This is a genomic window from Streptomyces sp. NPDC002092 (genome assembly GCF_053593775.1).
Genome location: NZ_JBSFDG010000002.1, coordinates 268,256 through 285,121, shown reverse-complemented (window position 1 = coordinate 285,121; position 16,866 = coordinate 268,256). Strand labels below are relative to the sequence as shown.

At 71.6% G+C, this 16,866-nt stretch carries 19 protein-coding genes; 13 read left to right on the top strand and 6 right to left on the bottom strand.

Features of this window, described 5'->3' with window-relative positions; translation table 11 throughout:
- The first annotated feature begins 47 nt into the window (after window positions 1-47).
- From ACWCRD_RS05210 to ACWCRD_RS05170, 9 genes are all read left to right on the top strand, one after another.
- Complete coding sequence (locus ACWCRD_RS05210) at window positions 48-893, top strand: tryptophan 2,3-dioxygenase family protein (protein WP_450964599.1); 846 nt, start codon at window positions 48-50, stop codon at window positions 891-893.
- On the top strand, window positions 886-2,103 hold the full coding sequence (gene kynU, locus ACWCRD_RS05205; RefSeq protein ID WP_450964598.1) for a kynureninase: 1,218 nt from the start codon (window positions 886-888) through the stop codon (window positions 2,101-2,103). The genes ACWCRD_RS05210 and kynU overlap by 8 nt, the downstream gene beginning before the upstream one ends.
- A gap of 209 nt (window positions 2,104-2,312) precedes the next feature.
- Window positions 2,313-3,194, top strand: coding sequence for an alpha/beta hydrolase (locus tag ACWCRD_RS05200; protein WP_450964597.1), 882 nt, complete (start codon window positions 2,313-2,315; stop codon window positions 3,192-3,194).
- Window positions 3,195-3,333: 139 nt separating this feature from the next.
- On the top strand, window positions 3,334-4,407 hold the full coding sequence (locus tag ACWCRD_RS05195; RefSeq protein WP_450964596.1) for an alpha/beta hydrolase: 1,074 nt from the start codon (window positions 3,334-3,336) through the stop codon (window positions 4,405-4,407).
- A gap of 184 nt (window positions 4,408-4,591) precedes the next feature.
- Window positions 4,592-5,773, top strand: coding sequence for an acyltransferase family protein (locus ACWCRD_RS05190; protein ID WP_450964942.1), 1,182 nt, complete (start codon window positions 4,592-4,594; stop codon window positions 5,771-5,773).
- Window positions 5,774-5,783: 10 nt separating this feature from the next.
- Window positions 5,784-7,166, top strand: coding sequence for a sensor histidine kinase (locus tag ACWCRD_RS05185; RefSeq protein ID WP_450964595.1), 1,383 nt, complete (start codon window positions 5,784-5,786; stop codon window positions 7,164-7,166).
- Window positions 7,163-7,846 carry a response regulator gene (locus tag ACWCRD_RS05180; protein ID WP_450964594.1) on the top strand — a complete coding sequence of 228 codons (684 nt, stop codon included), beginning with the start codon at window positions 7,163-7,165 and terminating at the stop codon, window positions 7,844-7,846. Before ACWCRD_RS05185 ends, ACWCRD_RS05180 begins: the two co-directional genes overlap by 4 nt.
- A 104-nt stretch (window positions 7,847-7,950) precedes the next feature.
- Entirely contained in the window at window positions 7,951-9,345 is a 1,395-nt protein-coding gene (locus ACWCRD_RS05175; protein ID WP_450964593.1) for a sensor histidine kinase, read from the top strand.
- On the top strand, window positions 9,342-10,007 hold the full coding sequence (locus ACWCRD_RS05170; protein ID WP_450964592.1) for a response regulator: 666 nt from the start codon (window positions 9,342-9,344) through the stop codon (window positions 10,005-10,007). Before ACWCRD_RS05175 ends, ACWCRD_RS05170 begins: the two co-directional genes overlap by 4 nt.
- Before the next feature lie 23 nt (window positions 10,008-10,030).
- On the opposite strand, the gene ACWCRD_RS05165 is transcribed toward ACWCRD_RS05170, so the two are convergent.
- The 3 genes from ACWCRD_RS05165 to ACWCRD_RS05155 form a co-directional block, all read right to left on the bottom strand.
- On the bottom strand, window positions 10,031-10,345 hold the full coding sequence (locus tag ACWCRD_RS05165) for a hypothetical protein (protein WP_450964591.1): 315 nt from the start codon (window positions 10,343-10,345) through the stop codon (window positions 10,031-10,033).
- Complete coding sequence (locus ACWCRD_RS05160; protein ID WP_450964590.1) at window positions 10,342-10,632, bottom strand: hypothetical protein; 291 nt, start codon at window positions 10,630-10,632, stop codon at window positions 10,342-10,344. The genes ACWCRD_RS05165 and ACWCRD_RS05160 overlap by 4 nt, the downstream gene beginning before the upstream one ends.
- A gap of 62 nt (window positions 10,633-10,694) precedes the next feature.
- Window positions 10,695-11,111 (bottom strand): ATP-binding protein, encoded by a 417-nt coding sequence (locus tag ACWCRD_RS05155; RefSeq protein ID WP_450964589.1) that lies wholly within the window; start codon window positions 11,109-11,111, stop codon window positions 10,695-10,697.
- Between the two features lie 200 nt (window positions 11,112-11,311).
- Here ACWCRD_RS05155 and ACWCRD_RS05150 point away from each other — a divergent pair, with 200 nt between their 5' ends.
- The 4 genes from ACWCRD_RS05150 to ACWCRD_RS05135 are packed head-to-tail and all read left to right on the top strand — an operon-like array spanning window position 11,312 to window position 14,108.
- On the top strand, window positions 11,312-12,163 hold the full coding sequence (locus tag ACWCRD_RS05150) for a helix-turn-helix domain-containing protein (protein WP_450964588.1): 852 nt from the start codon (window positions 11,312-11,314) through the stop codon (window positions 12,161-12,163).
- Window positions 12,163-12,375: a DUF397 domain-containing protein gene (locus ACWCRD_RS05145; RefSeq protein ID WP_450964587.1), complete on the top strand. Its 213-nt coding sequence runs from the start codon at window positions 12,163-12,165 to the stop codon at window positions 12,373-12,375. The genes ACWCRD_RS05150 and ACWCRD_RS05145 overlap by 1 nt, the downstream gene beginning before the upstream one ends.
- Complete coding sequence (locus ACWCRD_RS05140) at window positions 12,363-12,863, top strand: GNAT family N-acetyltransferase (RefSeq protein ID WP_450964586.1); 501 nt, start codon at window positions 12,363-12,365, stop codon at window positions 12,861-12,863. Before ACWCRD_RS05145 ends, ACWCRD_RS05140 begins: the two co-directional genes overlap by 13 nt.
- 42 nt (window positions 12,864-12,905) lie before the next feature.
- On the top strand, window positions 12,906-14,108 hold the full coding sequence (locus tag ACWCRD_RS05135; RefSeq protein ID WP_450964585.1) for a cytochrome P450: 1,203 nt from the start codon (window positions 12,906-12,908) through the stop codon (window positions 14,106-14,108).
- Here ACWCRD_RS05135 and ACWCRD_RS05130 read toward each other — a convergent pair.
- The 3 genes from ACWCRD_RS05130 to ACWCRD_RS05120 are packed head-to-tail and all read right to left on the bottom strand — an operon-like array spanning window position 14,092 to window position 16,826.
- Window positions 14,092-14,316, bottom strand: coding sequence for a hypothetical protein (locus ACWCRD_RS05130; RefSeq protein WP_450964584.1), 225 nt, complete (start codon window positions 14,314-14,316; stop codon window positions 14,092-14,094). The genes ACWCRD_RS05135 and ACWCRD_RS05130 overlap by 17 nt on opposite strands.
- A 45-nt stretch (window positions 14,317-14,361) precedes the next feature.
- On the bottom strand, window positions 14,362-15,930 hold the full coding sequence (locus ACWCRD_RS05125) for an ABC transporter permease (RefSeq protein ID WP_450964583.1): 1,569 nt from the start codon (window positions 15,928-15,930) through the stop codon (window positions 14,362-14,364).
- Window positions 15,927-16,826 (bottom strand): ABC transporter ATP-binding protein, encoded by a 900-nt coding sequence (locus tag ACWCRD_RS05120; RefSeq protein WP_450964582.1) that lies wholly within the window; start codon window positions 16,824-16,826, stop codon window positions 15,927-15,929. Before ACWCRD_RS05120 ends, ACWCRD_RS05125 begins: the two co-directional genes overlap by 4 nt.
- Window positions 16,827-16,866: the final 40 nt, after the last annotated feature.

Here is a 16,866-nt window from a genome sequence, read left to right as displayed (position 1 = left end):
TAACGGCAGGGGCGGACCGCTACCCGGAGCAACAACAGGAGACAGCGATGTCCCACCAGGCTCAGCCCCACGAGGCTTCGGAGCCCGAGACTCCGCATCTCGACTTCGCCGGTACGACGCCGTACGAGGACTACGTCAAGGCGGACGTGCTCACCCACCTCCAGCACACCCTCTCCGACGACCCCGGAGAGATGGTCTTCCTGGTCACCACCCAGGTGATGGAGCTGTGGTTCACGGTGATCGTCCACGAGTGGGAGACCGCGGCGCACGCCCTGCGCTCCGACGACGTGCCGACCGCCGTCGCCGCGCTGAAGCGTTCGGTACGGGAGCTGGAGGCGCTGAACGCCTCCTGGAAGCCGCTCGGCCAGCTGACCCCGGTCCAGTTCAACTCCTACCGGAGCGCGCTCGGCGAGGGCTCCGGCTTCCAGTCGGCGATGTACCGCCGCATGGAGTTCCTGCTCGGCGAGAAGTCCGCGTCCATGCTGGTCCCGCACCGCGGCGCGCCCCGCGTCCACGCCGAGCTGGAGAAGGCCCTCGCCGAGCCGAGCCTCTACGACGAGGTGCTGCGGCTGATGGCGCGGCGCGGCTGCGCGATCCCCGGTTCCGTGCTGCGCCGCGACGTCTCACGGCGGTACGAGCCGTCTCAGGCCGTCGAGGCCGCCTGGACCGCGATCTACGCGGGCGACGAGAACGCCGAGCTCGCGCGCCTCGGCGAGGCGCTGACCGACGTCGCCGAGCTGGTGTGGCGATGGCGCAACGACCACCTGGTCGCCACCCGCCGCGCGATGGGCTCCAAGCCGGGCACGGGCGGCTCGGCGGGCGTCGCCTGGCTGGAGAAGCGCGCGCAGAAGAACGTGTTCCCCGAGCTGTGGACGGCGAGGTCCCATGTCTGAGACATCCGAGGTGTTCGGGCTGAAGGCACGGGCGGGGGAGCTGGACGCCGTCGACGAACTGGCCGGAGCGCGCAAGCAGTTCGTGCTGGACGAGGTGGTGTACCTGGACGGGAACTCGCTCGGCGCCCTGCCGGCTGCGGTCCCGGGGCGGGTGGACGACGTCGTACGCAGGCAGTGGGGTGCGCTCCGCATCCGTTCCTGGGACGAGAGCGGCTGGTGGACGGCGCCCGAGCGGATCGGCGACCGGATCGCTCCGCTGGTCGGGGCGGCGGCCGGGCAGATCGTCGTGGGTGACTCGACAAGTGTCAATGTTTTCAAGGCTCTTGTGGGAGCGGTACGGCTGGTGTCCGGCACGGGCCGGGACGAGATCCTCGTGGACGCGACGACGTTCCCCACCGACGGCTACATCGCCGAGTCGGCGGCCCGTATGACCGGGTGCACGCTGCGTCCGGTGACCCCGGCGGAGGTGCCGGACGCGCTGTCCGCCCGTACGGCCGCCGTCCTGCTGAACCATGTCGACTACCGCACGGGCCGCCTGCACGACCTGTCCGCGCTGACCGCCGCCGTGCACGCGGCGGGCGCGGTGGCCGTCTGGGACCTGTGCCACAGCGCGGGCGCGCTGCCGGTCGGGCTGGACGAGCACGGCGTCGACCTGGCGGTCGGCTGTACCTACAAGTACCTGAACGGCGGCCCCGGTTCCCCGGCGTACCTGTACGTCCGCCAGGACCTCCAGGACCGCTTCGACTCCCCGCTCCCCGGCTGGAACTCCCACGCGGAGCCGTTCGGGATGCGGTCCGCGTACGAACCGGCGGCCGGTGCCCTGCGCGGCCGGGTCGGCACGCCGGACATCCTGTCCATGCTCGCCCTGGAGGCGGCGCTGGAGGTCTGGGACGGGGTCTCGATCGAGGCGGTCCGCACCAAGTCCCTGGCGCTGACGGACTTCTTCCTGGAGTGCGTGTCGGCGTACGTCCCCCAGGGGCGGGTGGAGTCGCTGACCCCCCTCGCCCACCGGGAGCGCGGCAGCCAGGTGGCGCTGCGCTGCGACGACGCCGGGAACGTGATGAAGCGGCTGATCGAGCGGGGGGTGGTCGGGGACTTCCGGCACCCGGACGTCCTGCGGTTCGGGTTCACGCCGCTGTACGTCGGGTTCGCGGACGTGGAGCGGGCGGCGCGGGTGCTGGCGGAGACGCTCGGCGATCTCGCGGGATAGCTCCGGGGAGCTTGTGCCCGGGTGGTCCGCGGTGGCTTCGGCGGCCGCGGAACCGCACGGCCCACGGGCTACAGAACCGTTTCCCCTCACCGAGCGTGACATCCCCGTGTCGGCCCACGTCACCGGCCTGATACCGTCCCCGCCAACGGCCGGTTTCCCTCCCTGGGCCGCCACACGTCAATCCCGTTATGTCGCTGAGAGGTTGGAGCATGCCGGACGACGCCGCAGCTGCCCGGGCCGCCGCCGAGGAGGAGTCGGCGTTCTCGCACCCGGCGGTCGATCCCGACTCCACCGCCGCGTACGGTGACCACCCCGACCAGCTGATCGACTTCTACGCCCCGCGCACCGACGTGGTGCCCGGCGCCCTCGCCCCGCTGGTCGTCGTGCTGCACGGCGGCGCGTGGCGGGCGCCGTACGACCGCCGGCACATCTCGCCGTTCGCGGACTTCCTGGCCCGGCGGGGTTTCGCGGTGGCCAGTGTCGAGTACCGGCGGGGGAGTGCGATCCCGGCCCAGGGCGGCAGCCCTGTCGCGGGCCGCTGGCCGGAGACCTTCGACGACGTCGCGGCCGCGCTGGACGCGCTGCCCGCCCTGGTACGGCAGTCCCTTCCGGGAGCCGACCCGCGCCGCATGGTGATCACCGGGCACTCGGCGGGCGGGCACCTGGCCCTGTGGGGGGCGGCCCGCCACCTGCTGCCCGCCGACGCCCCCTGGCACATCGACCGTCCGGCACCGCTGCGCGGGGTCGTCGCCCTGGCCCCGATCGCCGACTTCGAGGTCGCCGAGAAACTGGACGTGTGCGGGGGCGCTTCGCGTCAACTGCTGGGCGGCGAGGAGAAGTTCGCCGAGCGGCGCCCGTACGCCGACCCGTCGCTGCTGCTCCCGACGGGCATCGCGACCACCCTGGTCCAGGGCCGCACGGACGTCACCGTCCCGCAGGCGGTCGCCGAGTCGTACGCCGACGCGGCGGCGAAGGCCGGTGAGGTGGTGGGCCTCACGCTCCTGGAGGACGTGGGCCACTTCCCCCTCATCGACCCGGCGGCGGACGCCTGCGCGGTGGTCGCGGAGGAAATCGCCCAACTCGCCTGGTGACCCGCCCCCTTACATACCCGTAGTACTTGAGAGCTACCTCCCAGGACGGCTCCCTGGCGTGACGCGGACGACGAGTGACGCTCCGTAACTTCCCTTCCAGACAAGCCCGATGGCCGGGCGAACTGGAGGGGAGACGACCATGGGGCACCGGCGTAGCCTGCGGGCAATCGTGCCGCCCAGGGCGGCACGGGTGGGCGCAGGCGGCACCCGGCAAGTGCCGGCGAGCGAACCTCCTGCGCCCCAGCCCCCGCGCCGCCGCACCCGCAAATGGCGCCGAGCTGCCCTCGCGGCGCTCGTCACCGCCGCCATAGTCGTCCCGCTCTCGGGTGCGGCCCGCCCCAGCATTCCCGCCCCGGCCCCCGCCACCCTCGCCCCCCTCACGCCCACCACCCTCGACGCCGCCTACAAAGCCAACCGCACCAACGCCGCCCAAGCCGCCCGCATGGCCGCAGCCCACGGCGACCACAAACGCGCCGCAGCAGACCGGGAGATGGCCGCCCCCACCCGCCACCTCCTCGCCTACGACGGCCGAGGCGAGGGCCGGGCCACCGAGGTCTTCGGCGACCTCGCCACCGCCACCCGCATCGCCGTCCTGATCCCGGGCTCGGACACCTCCCTCGACACCTACGACCGTTTCCGCGCGACGGCAGTCGCCCTGCACGACCGCCTGGTCCAAGAGGCCCCGAAAGGCACCCCCACCGCCGTCGTCGCCTGGCTCGGCTACGAAACCCCCGGCACGGTCAGCACCACCGTCCTCACCACGGACCGCGCCGACCAAGCAGCCCCCCACCTGCGTGAGTTCATCGCCGAACTGCGCCGCACAGCAGGCCGCAGGGCCGACATCTCCCTCCTCTGCCACTCCTACGGCACGGTCGTCTGCGCCCGCGCGGCCGCCGGCCTCGACGTGCAGGACATCGCCCTCGTCGGCAGCCCCGGCACCGGCGCGGACACGGCGGCCGCCCTGCACACAAGGGCCCGCATCTGGGCGGCCCGCGGCGCCGACGACTGGGTCGAGGAGGTCCCGCACGTGAGGGCGGACCTCTTCGGCTGGACGGTCGGCTTCGGCACGGACCCCGTGTCCCCGGCCTTCGGCGCCCGCGTCTTCGCGGCGGGCCCCGGCGGCCACAGCGACTACTTCAGGCCGGGCTCGGTCTCCCTGGCCAACCTCACCCGCATCGTCCTGGGCGACACGAAGGAGGTGACCCGTGCGTGAGTCGGGCGTGCGCCACGCGTGGAACGGCATACGACACGGCGCCGCAGGACAGAGCGCCGCAGGACAGAGCGCCGCAGGACGGAGTGCCGCAGGGCAGGGCGCCGCAGGACGGAGTGCCGCAGGGCAGGGCGCCGTACGAGACAGCGCCGTACGAGAGCGAGAGGCCTCCGCACGCCAGAGTGCCCTGCGGAGGGCCGCCGACCGGATCGACGCCGCCACCCCCGCCGACCGCGACCGCGCCGTGGACGCCCTGCGCGCCTTCGCGATCCTCGGCGTCGTCCTCGGCCACTGGCTGGTGACGGCCCTGGTGGCGGACGGCGGCTCCCTGCACGCCTCCAGCCCCCTCCAGCACATGCCGTGGCTGGCCCCGATCTCCTGGGCCTTCCAGACCCTGTCCGTGTTCTTCCTGGTGGGCGGCCATGTCGCCACCCGCAGCTACACGGCGGCCCGAGCCAAGGGCACGCCGTACCGGCGGTGGCTGACCGCCCGTCTGTCGCGGCTGTTCAGACCGGTGGCCGCCGTACTGGTCCTGTGGACGATCGCCGCGACCGCCCTGTTCCTGTCGGGCGCGGCCCCCGACACGATCCACACGCTGGTCAAACTCGCCCTCTCGCCCCTCTGGTTCCTGCTGGTCTTCGCGGCGCTGACCGCGGCGACCCCGCTGCTCACCCGGCTCAACCCCCTGTGGCCGCTGGCCGTCGTCCTCCATGTGGACCTTCTCCGTTTCGGCCTCGGCGCCCCGCAGAGCCTCGGCTGGGTGAACCTGGCGGCGGGCTGGCTGGTGCCGTACACCCTGGGCGCGGCCTGGACCCGCGGCGAACTGGAGCGCGCCCGGGCGGGCTGGATCCTGCTCATCTCCGGTGCGGCGGCGACGGCCCTGCTGGTCGCCTTCGCGGGCTACCCGGCCTCGATGGTCGGCGTCCCGGGGCAGACGATCTCGAACCTCGACCCGCCGACCCTGGCCGCCGTCACCTTCGGCCTGGCCCAGTGCGGCCTGGCCCTGCTCCTGCGCGACCGGCTGCGCCGCACGATGCGGCGGCCCCTGGCGTGGGCGGCGGTGGCCTTCGTGAACCTGTCCGCGATGACGATCTTCCTCTGGCACCAGACGGCCATGATGGCGACCACCGCCACCGCCCTCCCGGCGGGCCGGCTGCCCGGCCTGCACACCGTCCCCGACGGCCTCGGCTGGGTGGCGTTCCGCCTGGCCTGGCTCCCGGTGTTCGCCCTCGCGCTCACGGTCTGCTGGACGGCCTTCCACTCCTGCGAACGCGGGGGCGCGCGCGGCACAAGCACCGGCCGCTCCCGGGTGATCCGCCGCCACGGCGGCCCGGACGGGACGGCAGCGAGGATCCGCCATAGTGCCTAGGGTTGGCCGGGTGACGGAAACGGGGATCCAGCGGGTGTTCGGCGGCCGCGTGCTGCGCTGGTTGCGCGTGCTCCGCGAGGACCTGTGGACGGCCCGCGCGGACCCGTTGCCCGTCTTCGGACGGCTGCGGCGGGTCCCGCACGGCGTGCTGTGCTTTGCCGCGTTCTGGATCACGTTCGGCGGCACGGCGCAGCTCACCGACAACGGACGTCTGGGCTTCGGCTTCGGCTTCCCGATCGCACTCGCGCAGGGCGGCGCGGTGGCGCTGGCGTTGTGGCGGCCGATCCCGGCCTGGTGGTTGTCGACCGCGGGCTCCGTCGTGGGGGCCGTCGCCGTGCACTTCAGCCTGACCGGTGGCGCGGCGCACGACTTCACCTGGCCCTGGACCGCGGCCGGGATCATCGCCCAGCTGCTGGTGCTGTTGCTGCTCGCCCTGCGTGTGCGGACCCGGGTGTCCGTGGAGGCGCTGTCCCTGACGGTGCTCGTCACGCTGGTCCTGCAGAGCGTGTGGGAGGCGCCGCACCTGCAGTCCGCGAACCCGCAGCAGTCGACGGGCCCGCTCGCGATCGCCCTGTCCGCCGTCGCCGTCCTGCTCGGCATCGCGCTGCGCAGCCGCCGCGAGGCCCGCGCGGAGGTCGGACGGCTGACCACCCTCACCGCCGAGGAGCGGGCCCGGCGCACCCTCCTGGAGGAGCGCAACCGCATCGCGCGCGAACTGCACGACGTGGTCGCCCACCACATGTCCGTCATCTCCATCCAGGCCCAGGTCGCCCCGCACCTCGTCGAGAACCCGCCCGACGAGCTCAGGGAGAACCTCGAAGGCATACGGAACAACGCGCTGGAGGCGCTGACCGAACTGCGCCGCGTACTGGGCGTCCTGCGCTCCGAGGACCCCGGCACGGACGCCTTGGCCGACGGCGGCAACGACCCGCACAGCCCGCAGCCCACCCTGGACCGGCTCGACGCGCTCGTCGAGAACACCCGTGCCGCCGGGCTGGCCGTGACCACGCGGACCACCGGGGAGCGGCGCCCGCTGCCCTCGGGCGTGGAGCTGTCGGCGTACCGGATCGTGCAGGAGGCGCTCAGCAACGTGCTGCGCCACGCGCCCGGCGCGAGCGCGAGCGTCGAAGTCGCCTACGTCCCCTACGGACTGCGCGTGGAAGTCGTCAACTCCCGTCCGCTGCACGAGGCTCCGGCGTCACCGGGCGCGGGGCACGGTCTGCTGGGTATGCGGGAACGGGCGGCGATGCTCGGCGGCGACCTGTCCGCACACCCCCGCCCGAACGGCGGCTACCAGGTCTCCGCCTTCCTTCCGGTCGACCCGCGCGCCGACGGCCCGGACCTGCCCGATGCCCCCGAGACCGCCACCGACCCGAAGGACGACACCGCATGACGAGCAGCAGCAACAGCCCCATCCGGGTAGTGATCGCCGACGACCAGCAGATGGTCCGGCAGGGCTTCACCGTGCTGCTCAACACCAAGCCGGACATCGAGGTGATCGGCCAGGCGGTCGACGGCCTGGACGCCGTCGCCAAGGTCGCCGAACTCGCCCCGGACGTCGTCCTCATGGACATCCGCATGCCCGAGCTCGGCGGCATCGAGGCCACCCGCCGCATCACCGCGGAGACACCGCACATCAGGGTGCTGGTGCTCACCACCTTCGACCTCGACGAGTACGTGTACGAGGCGCTGCGCGCGGGCGCGTCCGGGTTCCTCCTCAAGGACGCCTCGGTGGACCAGCTGGCCGAGGCGGTACGGGTGGTGGCGGCCGGTGACGCGCTGCTCGCGCCCGGCATCACCCGGCGGCTGATCGCCCAGTTCTCCCGCCTGGACGGCGAGCCCCGCGCCCCGCTGAAGGAACGCGTCGGCGACCTGACCGAGCGCGAGACGGAGGTCCTCGCACTGATCGCGCAGGGGCTGTCGAACGCGGAGATCGCCCAGCGCCTGGTCGTCGCCGAGCAGACCGTGAAGACCCATGTGGGCCGCATCCTGGTGAAGCTGGGCCTCAGGGACCGCACACAGGCGGCGGTGTTCGCGTACGAGTCGGGCCTGGTGCGCCCGTCCGGCTACTGACCCGTCGGTCCCACGGCCCGTACTCGTAGTACCTGAGAGGGAGGCCGAAGGACCCTTCTCACTGGTGACGACCGCGCGCCCGGCCACGGCCTACGGTTTTCAACGTGACCGAGACGCCCCACACGCAGCCGATGCCCCCGGAGCCCACCAGATACCTGGAGCCGCCGGACAACGCGTTCAAGTCGTACACGCCGCGCAGCCCGGAGATCCGGGCGGCGGCGGACGCCCTGCGCGGAATGCGTCAGGACCTGTTCCACGGCGCCTTCGCCTACCGCCCGCTGCCCCGCCTCAGCGCCGACGGCCCGTTCGCCCGGCGCTTCTCCGGCCGGTGGCGCGAGTACGCGACCTGGACGCCGCACGCCCTGATCACCTCGTCCGGCCTCTTCGCGATGCTCATCGCGTCGCACAGCAACTACCGCGGCGCGGAAGTCAACCTCTTCCTCAGCCTGCTGGCCCTGGGCCCGGTCCTGCTGACCATGGTGCGGCCGATCGGTGCGTTCTGGCTGTCGATGGCGGCGACGCCGACAGCCGCGGTGTTCGGCTCCGGCTGGGGCGACGGGTGGCCGTGGCTGCCCGGCAGCTTCGTCTGCCACCTGATCGTGCTCACCGTCGTGGCCATGCGCACCAGGCCCCGCACTGCGGCCTGGATGTGGGTCCTGACAGGGGTGTACAGCGCCATGGCGCAGATCTTCCCCGCCGGCAACGGGGACACCTTCGGCTCGAACACCGTGCAGATGCTCTTCGTCTCCGCGATGGCCCTCCTCGCCGTCTCCCTCAGGCACATCCGCCGTGAGGCCCGCCAGGAGGTGACCGCCCAGCAGACGGTGACCGCGCACGAGCGCTCCCGCCGCACGCTCCTGGAGGAGCGCACGACGATCGCCCGAGAGCTGCACGACGTGGTCGCCCACCACATGTCGGTGGTAGCCATCCAGGCGGAGGCGGCCCCCTACCGGGTCGAGAACCCGCCCCCGGAACTGGAGAAGGCGTTCGCCACGATCCGGGAGAACGCGGTGGCGGCGCTCACCGAACTGCGCCGCGTGCTGGGCGTGGTCCGCGCCGAGGACTACGAGGCCCCGGACGCCCCGCAGCCCACCCTCGCCGACCTGGACGCGCTGCTCGCCAATGTGCGCGAGACGACGGGCCTGAGCGTCGACAAGACGCAGACCGGAGCGGTACGGGAACTCCCGCAGGGCGTCGAGCTGTCGGCGTACCGCATAGTGCAGGAGGCGCTGAGCAACACCCTGCGCCATGCACCGGGCGCCGCGGCCAAGGTGGAGGTGTCGTACGTCCTCGGCGGCCTGGGCCTGCGCGTAGTGAACGGACCCCCGCCCGAGCCGTCCCTGGTCAAGCCCTCACCGGGCCCCGGCCACGGCATCACCGGCATGCGGGAGCGCGTCACCATGCTGAACGGCGAGATGACGGCGGCCCGTACGGACGAGGGAGGCTACGAGGTGACGGTCTTCCTGCCGGTCGCCATGACGGTCGAAGGTGAAGCATGACCATCCGTGTCCTGATCGCGGACGACCAGATGATGGTGCGCGAGGGCTTCTCGGTCCTGCTGAACGCGATGCCGGACATCGAGGTCGTGGGCGAGGCGGTCAACGGCCGCGAGGCGGTCGACCGCGTCCGCGAACTCGCCCCCGACGTGGTCCTGATGGACATCCGCATGCCGGAACTGAACGGCATCGAGGCGACCCGCGAGATCGTCGCCGCGAACAGCACGGCGAAAGTTCTCGTCCTCACCACCTTCGACCTCGACGAGTACGTCTACCAGGCCCTGCGCGCAGGCGCCTCCGGCTTCCTCCTGAAGGACGCCTCGGCCCGCCAACTCGCGGACGGCGTAAGGGTGGTGGCCTCCGGCGAGGCCCTGCTCGCCCCCTCGGTGACGAAGCGCCTGATCACGGAGTTCTCCAAGCTCTCCGAGTCCCCCCGCGCCATGCACTCCGCCCACCAGGCCTACGGCGACCTCACCGAACGCGAAACGGAGGTCCTGGTCCTCATCGCCCAGGGCCTGTCCAACGCGGAGATCGCCGAGCAACTGGTGGTCGCCGAGTCGACGATCAAGACCCACGTCAGCAGAATCCTGGTGAAACTGGGCCTACGGGACCGGACCCAGGCGGCGGTGTTCGCTTATGAGGCGCGGTTGGTGACGCCGGGCTGATAGCCAGGCCCGTGCCCGCCGGGTCAGAAGCCGGCGCCCCCACCGGCGAAACGTACGGGTGACACGAGAGCGATGCGGATCAGGCCGGGGTCGGGCGGAGGGGCGTCGTAGACGTAGGTGACGGTGAGTGCGGGGTGGGTGTCCGTGCCTTCGAGGCGTGTCGTATAGATCTTCATGCCCCCGACGGCGCTTTGTGCTCGTCGGCCGAGTACGGGGTTCTTCTCCAGCTCGGCTCGCAGGGCCTCGACAGCATCGAGGGCTCCGCCGCCGATGGCGAGGCAGCGGGCGTGAGCCTCGCGGGTGATCTCTGCGATGGTCGGCTGCTGCTCGTCGCTCAACGGTCGTTTCCCCGAGCCTCACGGATTTCCGCGGCGGCCGCGGCGACGGCCGAGTCGAAAGCGGGGTCCTGGCGTGCGACGACTCTGCCGCGGAACTCCTCGACGAGCCGGACGACACCGGAGAGGTCCGCAGGATCGGCATGGTTGATCTCGCGAGCCAGCTCGGCCTCGAAGTCGTCCGCGTCTCCGGGGAAGCCATAGCCCATGGTGAGGGCAGCGCGGAGTTCGCCGATGGTGCGCATGGGCGGGAGGTGGCGCTGGCTGGACTCTGCCGGGTGGGTGGTCATGACGTCGGCTCCCTTTCGCAGTGTCGCCTTCACCGTACCCGGACGGTTCCGCGCGGCGGCTCTCACGCTGCCGCCAATTCGCACCACACGTACTTGCCCCGGCTGCCGTTCCTCGACTGCGGCTGCCAGCCCCATACGTCGGCGCAGGCGCGGACCAGGGCGAGGCCGCGGCCGTTCTCGGCGTCGGCGAGGCGGTCCAGCGGGCGGGGTGGCTCCGGCGGCTCGGGGTCCGCGTCCCATGCGCCGAGCCGCAGCGTGCCCGGCGGCGACCAGCGCAGCCGTAGGGCGGCGGGGCCCTTCGTGTGCAGTACGGCGTTGGAGACCAGCTCGGCGGCGAGCAGCTCCGCGGTGTCGGCCAGGGTGATCAGGCCGTGCAGGGTCAGGATCAGGCGGAGGGTGCGGCGGCAGACGGTGACGGCGCGGGGGTCGTTGGGGATGTGGAGGGAGTACTCCCAGGGTTCGGACTCGTTTTCGGGCATGCGGCAACTCCGGCTCAGTGGTGGGGGTTTGGCGGTGGCATCGCCGCGACCGTCATAGAGGCAGGACGGAGCGGTGCACTTCCGCAGCGTGTGCGTTGCGTCACCGACGGTACGGCAGAATTTTATTACGGTGCAAGCTGTTGCCGTAATCTGGCACCCGAACGTGGCGGGTCCACAAGGGTGTTGGGACGGGAGAACGTATGCCGCCGAGGAGCAATCCCACCGCTCGGCAAGTGCGACTGGGAGCCGAGCTGCGCAAACTGCGCGAGGCGGCCGGCCTGAAGGCGCGCGAGGTGGCGTCCTTCCTGAACTCGACTTCGGTTCAGATGAGCCAGATGGAGGCGGGCATCGCGGGCGTCAGTGCAGAGCGTGTCCGTCGGCTTGCGGCTCACTACGGCTGTGCGGACGAAGAGTTCGTCGACGCTTTGGCGACCATGGCAACCGAGCGCACGCGTGGATGGTGGGAGGAGTACCGGGGGGTGCTGCATCCGGTGTTTCTGGACACTGCCGAGATCGAGCACCATGCGACATCCCTCCGCGAGGTCGTGATCACCTACGTTCCCGGGTTGCTGCAGACCGCCGACTATGCCCGCGCCGTATATGCCTACGTGCAGCCTGGCCTGCCCGAGAGTGAGCTGGCCCCCTGGGTGGAACACCGGATGAAGCGGCGAGCTGTGATCGAGGGTGACAATCCGACGCCGTACGAGACGCTCATCCATGAGTGCGCTCTGCGCGTACGAGTGTCGGACCGTGCTGTCTGGCGAACTCAACTACGGCAGATCCTCGACCAGATCGAGCAGCAGCACGCGACGGTACGCGTCATCCCCTTCGATCAGGACGGATTCGGGGGCGCCGGGATCTCGATGATGTACGCGTGCGGGCTGGTTCCGCAGCTGGACACCGGCCTTCGCGATGCGCCCACGGGCGTCGCGTTCATCGATGCGGAACCTCAGCTGAACCAGCTTCGAACACTTTTCCTTAGGATGCAGGCAGCGTCGTTGGACCCCATTGCGTCGCGCGACTTCATCCACCGACTGGCGAAGGAATCGTAATGAATTGGCGGAAGTCGACGTACTCCGGTGGAGGCCAGGGCGACACCTGCGTCGAGATAGCGGAACTCCCCACCCACATAGCCGTCCGCGACTCCAAGGCTCCCGCCCGCGCCACCCTCTCCTTCCCGCCCGCCGCCTTCACCGCCCTCATCGACCACCTGAAGGGCCACCCCTCTGGGGACAGCGTAGGGTCGGGCAGGTGCCCGAGCTGAAACGGCTGCGTGCCGGTCATGCCCCGGCGGTCCTGGCCTTCGAGCTGGCGAACCGTGCCTACTTCGCCGCCTCGATCTCCGACCGCGGCGACGACTACTTCGAGCGGTTCACCGAGCGGTACGACGCCTTGCTGGCCGAGCAGGAGGCCGGTGTCTGCGCCTTCCATGTGCTCGTCGCGGAGGACGGTTCGGTGCTCGGCCGGTTCAATCTGGTCGACATCGAAGACCACGCCGCAGAGCTCGGCTACCGGGTCGCCGAGCATGTCGCAGGCCGGGGCGTGGCGACCGCGACCGTGCTGGAGCTGTGCCGGCTGGCGGCGGAGCGGTACGGGCTGCGCACCCTGCGGGCGGCCACCGCCCACCGGAACGTGGCGTCCCAGAAGGTGCTGACCAAGGCCGGTTTCGTCCCGGTCGGCCCGGCCGACCCGGCCCACATCGGCGGTGAGCCGGGCACCTGGTACCGGCGCGACCTCGTGCCGGAGGACTGACATCCCTGGTCAGGTGGGTGGATGCCGGGTTAGCGTCCGTCCATGACCGCCTTCGACCCATGGGACCCGGCGTTCCTCGCCGACCCCTACCCCGCCTACGCAGAGCTGCGCGCCAAGGGCCGCGTGCACTTCTACGAGCCCACGAACCAGTGGCTCGTCCCGCACCACGCGGACGTCTCCGCGCTGCTGCGCGACCGGCGGCTCGGGCGGACGTACCAGCACCGGTTCACGCACGAGGACTTCGGGCGCACCGCGCCGCCCGCCGAGCACGAGCCGTTCCACACCCTCAACGACCACGGCATGCTCGACCTGGAACCGCCGGACCACACCCGCATCCGGCGACTGGTGTCGAAGGCGTTCACGCCACGGACGGTCGAGCGGCTGCGGCCCTACGTCAGCAACCTCGCCGGGGAGCTCGTGGACCGCCTCGTCGAGAAGGGCGGCGGCGATCTGCTCAGCGACGTCGCCGAGCCGCTGCCCGTCGCCGTCATCGCCGAGATGCTGGGCATCCCCGAGGCGGACCGTGCCCCGCTGCGCCCCTGGTCGGCCGACATCTGCGGAATGTACGAGCTGAACCCCTCCGAGGACACGGCCCGCAAGGCCGTACAGGCCTCGGGCGAGTTCTCCGACTACCTCCGCGAGCTGATCGCCGAGCGTCGCCGGGCCCCGGGCGACGACCTCATCTCGGGGCTCATCGCCGCCCACGACGAGGGCGACCGCCTCACCGAGCAGGAGATGATCTCCACCGCCGTCCTGCTCCTCAACGCGGGCCACGAGGCGACGGTCAACGCCACGGTGAACGGCTGGTACGCCCTCTTCCGGAACCCGGAGCAGCTGGCCGCCCTGCGCGCGGACCACTCCCTCGTCCCCACCGCCGTGGAAGAGCTCATGCGGTACGACACCCCGCTGCAGCTCTTCGAACGGTGGGTGCTCGACGACATCGAGGTCGACGGGGTCACGATCCCCCGGGGCGCCGAGATCGCCATGCTCTTCGGCTCCGCCAACCACGACCCCGAGGTCTTCCAGGACCCCGAGCGGCTCGACCTGACCCGCACGGACAATCCGCACATCTCCTTCTCCGCCGGCATCCACTACTGCATCGGCGCGCCGCTGGCCCGGATCGAGTTGGCCGCCTCGATGACGGCGCTACTGGAGAAGGCCCCCGCGCTCAGCCTGGCGGCGGAACCCGCGCGGAAGCCCAACTTCGTGATCCGGGGGCTGGAGGGGCTCAGCGTGGCACTCTGAGGCGTCGGAACACGGCCCAGACGCCCAGCGCGACGGCGGTTCCCCCGAGGATCGCCAGCGGCAGTTCGGCGTAGAGCACGCTCCAGTCCGGGGCCGCCTCGAACCGCCGGAGCCGGTCCCGGACGCCGACGGCCCGGACCGCGAGCCACGCGCCCGCTCCGACCGCCGCGGTCAGACATCCTGCGACGGCCTGCGTACGTTGCCCCATGCCTGGATGGACGTGCGCTGGCCGCTCAGAGGTTCCGGCTGCTGGTCAGGTGGTGAGGTCCCGGCGGCGCAATCCCGCCAGACCACCGGCCGTCAGCATCACCGCCAGCGCCAGCAGGAACAGCACCGGCCCCCACTCCATCCCCCCACCCGGCAGCTTCGGCAGATGCCCGAACGGGGACAGGTCGAGTACCGCCCGCGGAGCGTCCAGGGCCGGGCCCACCCAGCCGATCAGCAGCACCGCCCCCGCGACACCCCACGCCGCCATCGACGCCCGCGGGAACAGGCCGTAGAGCAGGACCGCCACCCCGCCGATCACCCACACCGCGGCCACCTGCACCAGGCACGCTCCGAGGATGGGCCCCGCCTCCTTGCCGTAGCCGACGACGAAGCCGACGCCGGTCAGGAGCATGATCAGCACAGCGCCGCCGAAAGCGACCGCCAAGTGCCCGCCGGCCCACCGCAGACGCCCCACCGCATTCGCCAGCACCGGCTCCGCCCGCCCCGATGTCTCCTCGCCGTACAGCCTCAGCACACTCGACACGACGTACAGGGCCGCGACGAGACCCATCATCCCGATCATCGACGCCAGGAAGGCGTCCGTCAGGCCCCGCTGTCCGCCCATCCGCTCGAAGATCTTCCGGGCGTTCTCGTTCTTCCCGACCAGGTCCGTCACCCCGTCCGTGAGGCCGCCGTAGACGACGCCCACGACGAAGAAGGCGATCGACCAGCCCGTGACAGCGCCCCGTTGCAGCCGCCAGGCCAGCGCGCCCGCCGAGCCCAGGCGGCCGGACGCCGGTCCTGGCCGCGTGGGCAGGAAACTCATGCCGACATCCCTGCGGCCCGCCAACTCGTAGGCCACCCCCGCCTGGAGCAGCACCGCCGCGGCGAACAGCAGCAGCACCCACCAGCGTTCGTCGGCGTACGGCCGCAGGTTCTCCAGCCAGCCGAGCGGCGAGAGCCAGGTCAGGGCCGAGGAGCCGTCGTCCGTCGCCGCGTCGCCCGCCGCGCGCAGCACGAAGGCCGCGCCCAGGACGCCCGCGGTCAGCCCGCGCGCCAGCCGCGCGCTCTCCGTCAGCTGGGCGACGATCGCCGCCATCGTCGCGAAGACCATGCCGACGGCCCCGAGTCCGAGGCCGAAGGCCAGCGCGCCCACAGCCCCCTGGCCTGCCATGCCGGCAGCAACCAGCAGTGCCAGTACGGCATTGGCCGCCCCCGCCGCCAGCAGGGCCGCCGTCAGGGAGGCCCGGCGCCCCACCGCTCCGGACGCCACCAGCTCCTGCCGCCCGCTCTCCTCCTCGTCCCGGGTGTGCCGTACGACGATCATCAGGCTCATCGCGGCTGCCAGCGCACCCGCGTACACACCGACGCGCCAGGCCGTCAGCGCACCGATGGAGGTGTCGAAGACGGGGCCGATCAGGGCGCGGAAGGAGGCGTTGGCCGCCACCTGGTGGATCAGGTCGGCGCGTTCGGCGGGGGTGCCGTAGAGGTTCTTGAGGGTGTTCGGCATGGAGAGGACCATCAGCGCGTTCACGCCGACCCAGACCGGGATCATCAGCCGGTCACGGCGGAGCGAGAAGCGCAGCAGCACACCCGTGCCCGCGAACGACGTCATCGCGCCGCCACCTCCTCGTCCTGGTAGTGGCGCAGGAACAGCTCCTCCAGGGTCGGCGGCGTCGACGTCAGCGAGCGCACGCCGGACTCGCTCAACTGCCGTAGCAAAGCGTCGAGTTGGTCCGTGTCGACCTGCAGCCGTACCCGCCTTCCCTGTACGTCGAGGTCGTGGACGCCGGGCAGGTGCGCCAACTCGTCGGGCGGACCGGCGAGTTCGGCCGTCACACTGGTCCGAGTCAGGTGGCGCAGGTCGGCCAGCGAGCCGGACTCGACCGTCCGGCCCTTGCGGATGATGCTCACGCGGTCGCAGAGCTCCTCGACCTCGCTGAGGATGTGGGACGACAGCAACACCGTGCGGCCGCGCTCCCGCTCCTCCTCCACGCAGCGCTGGAAGACCTCCTCCATCAGCGGGTCCAGGCCCGACGTCGGCTCGTCCAGGATCAGCAGGTCCACGTCGGAGGCGAAGGCGGCCACCAGGGCGACCTTCTGGCGGTTTCCCTTGGAGTACGTGCGGCCCTTCTTGGTGGGGTCCAGCTCGAAGCGGTCGATCAGCTCGGCCCGGCGCCCGGCGTCGACGCCGCCGCGCAGACGGCCGTACAGGTCGATGACCTCGCCGCCGGACAGGTTCCGCCACAGGGTCACGTCCCCGGGGACGTACGCGATCCGGCGGTGCACCTCCACCGCGTCCTGCCACGGGTCGCGGCCCAGCACCTGCGCGGCACCGGAGTCGGCGCGCAGCAGGCCGAGCAGGACGCGGATGGTGGTGGACTTGCCGGCGCCGTTCGGGCCGAGGAAGCCATGGACCTCGCCGGACTCCACCTCCAGGTCGAGGCCGTCCAGGGCCCGGGTGCGGCCGAACGACTTGTGGAGGCCGGAGACGCTGATTGCCTTCGTCATGCTTCAGAACGTACGCTTCTTTCAGAAATTTGTGAAGTTA